General features: G+C 53.3%; 4 protein-coding genes. 1 reads left to right on the top strand and 3 read right to left on the bottom strand.

Annotation, left to right across the window (positions count from 1 at the left end; translation table 11 throughout):
• Window positions 1-96 precede the first annotated feature (96 nt).
• The 3 genes from QZR21_RS08280 to QZR21_RS08270 all read right to left on the bottom strand — a co-directional run bounded on the left by QZR21_RS08280 (window position 97) and on the right by QZR21_RS08270 (window position 2851).
• Window positions 97-963 (bottom strand): DMT family transporter, encoded by an 867-nt coding sequence (locus QZR21_RS08280; RefSeq protein WP_296096303.1) that lies wholly within the window; start codon window positions 961-963, stop codon window positions 97-99.
• A 100-nt stretch (window positions 964-1063) separates the two neighbouring features.
• Complete coding sequence (locus tag QZR21_RS08275) at window positions 1064-1567, bottom strand: flavodoxin family protein (protein ID WP_296974864.1); 504 nt, start codon at window positions 1565-1567, stop codon at window positions 1064-1066.
• Between the two features lie 120 nt (window positions 1568-1687).
• A complete protein-coding gene (locus QZR21_RS08270) occupies window positions 1688-2851 on the bottom strand; it encodes a DNA polymerase IV (protein ID WP_309296410.1) in 1164 nt (387 codons plus the stop codon).
• A gap of 179 nt (window positions 2852-3030) precedes the next feature.
• On the opposite strand from QZR21_RS08270, the gene QZR21_RS08265 reads away from it, so the two are divergent.
• Complete coding sequence (locus tag QZR21_RS08265) at window positions 3031-4167, top strand: M20/M25/M40 family metallo-hydrolase (protein WP_296096309.1); 1137 nt, start codon at window positions 3031-3033, stop codon at window positions 4165-4167.
• The last annotated feature ends 142 nt before the right edge of the window (window positions 4168-4309 follow it).

The raw sequence follows: 4309 nt of genomic DNA, 5'->3' as shown, positions 1-4309 counted from the left end.
ATCCTCCTTAAATAGCTCGCTATTCGCGTCGGATTATTCCTTGCATTGCATAAAAGCCCAAGAATGAAATCTGACAACGATTTAATCAGTGCTTCCTTAATTTTCTTCTCTTTTTCTCGTCTCCCATAGCAGCATGGCACTGCCAAAGACAATGATGGCCCCTCCGATCCAGGAATACAGGGTCAGCTTCTCTCCCCACAGGATCCAGCCCGCCAGGATATGGAAAAGGAGACCCGTATACATGGCGAATGTCACAATTACCGGAGGGATATGGGTACAGCCCCAGGTGAGGGCCACCTGTGCAAAGAGGGCCGAGAAAGAAAGGAGCAGGATCCATGGCCAGTCCCCCAAGAGCGGCATAACCGTGTGGCCCGCCATGAGAGCGGCGCCGCCCACCATGGAATAGGCCTGGAAGTAAAAGACCAGCTCCGCCCCCGAGTGGCCCCCTTTCTCTGTCAGCTTCCCAATGCAGGTATAGGCACAGGCGGAGCAGAAGGACGACAGCAGCCCAAGGAAGGCGTACCGGTTGAAGGCCTGGAAATTCCAGATGCGAAGAACGACAGCTGCCCCGGCAGCAATCACGAAAAGCCAGACCGCCACTTTCCCGGAGGGTGTGGTTTTCAGAAAAAGGGGAGACAGGATACACATGAAGAACGCAGAAAGCTGCACCAGGATTTCCGCATCCCCCAGAGTCAATCCCGGAAGGCTGTAGAAGAAAAGGAGAATGCCGAATCCCCCCATGAGTCCCCGAAGATGGAGAAGGCCCCGGTCTTTCCCCGAGAAAAGAGGCTTTCCCTCGCCCCGTGCCAGGAAAGGAATAAAAAGAAGACCCACCAGGCCCCGGATGAAGGTGATTTCTCCCATTCCCAGGTGGGCCAGGGCCTTAGCACTCACATCCATGCCCGTAAAAAGGAGGGCCGCCAGGATAGAAGCCAGGATGCCGGCTGTCATCTGTCCATTCATAGGAATCCTTTCTGCCCTTCCGGGCCATTCCATTTATCGCAAAACAAGGATGGCAGAAGGCCATCTCTATAGAGAAGCCATCTGCCACGTCTCCATCATTTTACAGTTTCCGGACCATACCCAGTGCCCAGGCCCCTGCCTTTCTGAAATCCTCTTCATTCGGATGCTTTTCCGCTTCCTGCAGGCGGCCCAGCCGTTCCGGTGTCATAGGATGCACCTTTTGTGCATGCTCACTTCTTTTGCCCACATGGAAGGAATGGACCCGGCCCTGGCAGATAAAGGTACCCACGCAGATACTATCATCCGGCAGGAGGGCTGCCGCATTTTCCAGATAATCATGGGCCGCCGGAGAGTCCGGATAGGTACCGGCGGTACCAAAGACCGCCACCTTTCCTCCATGGATGGAAGAAAGGGTCCTTCTGGCCACCATATCGGCGCCCCTCCGGAATGCCCAGAATCCCACAAAAATAATGTCATAGCCGGAAAAATCGGAGATCCTTCCCTCTTCCCCAATTTCTTTTTCTCCCGGCAGGGCCTCATAAATGGCATGAGCCACAGCCTTCGTATTTCCCGTACGGCTGGACCAGAGTACTAATGATTTCATAGCTGTTCCTCCTCATATGAACAATGCTATTACATAAACGGACTTCTATATGATACTATCCGGCGCTATACCTGTCAAAAGCAAGTGCTGCGTTGGGTGCTGGAGAAGACTGCCAGATCCCTACTTCTTTTCCTCCAGCCAGAATCCTTTCTGCAAAGCCTTTTTACCAAACTGGGCCTGAATCTCATCCATCGCTTTTGCCGCCCGGTTTTTCTTTTCCCGATCGTTGGTAAAGAGGGACTCCATGTACATAGGCGGTCCCAGGTTGGATGCGGTCACACCGATAAGCCGGACTCCCTCCTGGAGAGGGATCTTTTTCAAAAGGACCCGGGCACTCCGGTCAATATCTTCCTGGAGGCTCGTCCCTTCCTCCAGGGACAGGGACCGGGTCACTGTGCGGAAGGAAGCGAAGCGGATTTTGAGGGAAATCGTCCTGGCCATGAGTCCATGGCGCCGGAGCCTTTGGGCCACCACATCGCTGTGAATAGCGATTTCCCGCTCCATCACCACCGGATCGGTAATATCTTTTTCGTAGGTCGATTCGTCACCGATGGATTTGATTTCCCTTGTTCCCACCACCGGACGGTCATCGAGACCAAAGGAAAGGCGCTTCAGCAGGGTCCCCTGGTTTCCAAGAAAAGAGAGGGCCCCCGACTGGGCCCGCTGGATATCTCCGATTGTCCGAAAGCCTGCTTCCAGGAGCTTTGATTCCGTCACCCTGCCCACGCCCCACAGGCGTCTCACGGGAAGGGGTGCCAGTATTTCCTTTTCCTTTCCATAGGGAATGATAAAAAGACCGTCCGGTTTATCCATGTCACTGGCCATTTTTGCCAGGAATTTATTGGGTCCGATGCCTACGGAAGCTACCAGCGCCGTTTTCCGGAGAATTTCCGCCTTAATGGCCCTTCCGATAGCCCCCAGCGTGGGATAATGGGTCCCCATGCCGGAAATATCCAGGAACGCTTCATCCAGGGATATGGGCTCGTAGGTATCGGCGTAGTGGAGCATGATTTCATGAATTTCGTCCGATGCCTCTTTATAGGCATCAAACCGGGGCGGCAGGAATATTCCCTGAGGGCAGAGTTCCCGGGCCTTAGACCCCGGCATGGCAGAATGAACGCCAAAGCGGCGGGCTTCGTAGGATGCTGTGGCCACGACGCCCCGTTTTCCCTGGCCTCCCACAATGACCGGCTTTCCTTTGAGTTCCGGATGGTCCCGCTGCTCTACGGAAGCAAAAAAAGCATCCATGTCCACATGCATAATCCATCGTCTCAATAGTCCCACCCCCTTTTCTTCATCATAGGAAATAAAGGAACCCCCGTCAAGCAGGGAGAGGAGGATATGTATTCCAGCGTGCCATGGGGTGGATGGGCCAAATACTGAGCAGCTGTCCCCATGCCATTAGACTCTCTTTCCCTTCTACACTATAATAGGTATAGCAAATATAGAAAGAGGTGTCTTTTATGGTTAATAAAGAAAGAATGAAGAAAACATTCACGGACCTCGTAAAAATATATGCTCCCAGCAAGGGAGAGCGTGAGGTCTGCGACTACCTGAAGCAGGAGCTCAGGAAACTGGGAGCTTCCCGGATTGTGGAAGACAATGGAGGCTCCATTAATGGTGGCAATTCCGGGAACCTGATTGCCACATTCAACGGCAATGCCGAAGGCCTTCCTTCCATTGCACTGACAGGCCACATGGACTGCGTGGAATGCTGCAGAAACATCGAGCCCATCCTGGAGAATGGCGTCTTCCGCTCCAAAGGAAATACCATTCTCGGCGGCGATGATAAAGCCGGGGTCACAGCCATTCTGGAAGGGCTCCACCTTATGAAGGAATCCTATATTCCCCATGGTAAGATCACTGTCATCTTTACGGTACAGGAAGAAATCGGACTCTTCGGTTCCCGGAACCTGGAAGAGGCGTATGCAAAGGATATCGACTTCGGCTATACCCTGGATGCTGACGGCCCGGCGGGGTCGGTCTTCATTGCAGGACCTTCAGAATACACGGTGGATTTTATCTGCCACGGTGTAGCAGCCCATGCCGGCATGTGTCCGGAGAAAGGGACCAGCGCCATCGCCATGGCGGCCCTGGGCATTGCCGGTTCCCCCAATGGACGAATCGACGAAGAAACCACCTGCAACCTGGGCACCATTGAAGGCGGCACAGCAGTGAATATTGTTCCCGATTACTGCGTCGTCCACGGGGAAGCAAGAAGCCGCAGCAAGGAAAAACTGGAAAATGTGGTAGCCCGCATGGAAGATTCCTTCCGAAAGGCTGCCGGGAAATTTCCGGAAGGCCATCTGGAAATCAAAAAAGAAAAGGCCTACGATGCCTTCACTGTCAAAGAATCGGACCCGGTACTCCGCCTGTTCAGGAGTGCCTGTGATGCTGCAGGTTTTACCATGAAAGCCGCCCCCTCCGGCGGCGGCAGTGATGCCAACTGGTTCGGCACCAAGGGATTCCCCTCGGTCCTCGTTGGCGTAGGTATGGCTGATTTCCATACGAACAAAGAAAACCTGAAGGAGCAGGATCTGTACGATGCAGGGGAACTGGTGTACCGCATCATCGAAGCAGAAAGCCATTTTAATCATTAAAAACTGCCGGCTGATTCGCAGGGTCAGATTGCATAAGAATTCTTCGAAGCGGGAGCATACTGCCCCGGACTACATTAAAATCCGGGGTTAAGGAAGCACTGATTAAATCGTTGTCAGATTTCATTCTTGGATTTTTATGCAA

Source organism: uncultured Dialister sp., from assembly GCF_900541605.1.
Taxonomy (GTDB): domain Bacteria; phylum Bacillota; class Negativicutes; order Veillonellales; family Dialisteraceae; genus Dialister.
This window is presented reverse-complemented; position numbering and strand designations above follow the sequence as displayed.

What these genes read in the sequence shown, in the direction of transcription:
- QZR21_RS08280 (WP_296096303.1), bottom strand. Translation starts at nt 963, where the DNA reads ATGAATGGACAGATGACAGCCGGCATCCTGGCTTCTATCCTGGCGGCC.
- QZR21_RS08275 (WP_296974864.1), bottom strand. Translation starts at nt 1,567, where the DNA reads ATGAAATCATTAGTACTCTGGTCCAGCCGTACGGGAAATACGAAGGCT.
- QZR21_RS08265 (WP_296096309.1), top strand. Translation starts at nt 3,031, where the DNA reads ATGGTTAATAAAGAAAGAATGAAGAAAACATTCACGGACCTCGTAAAA.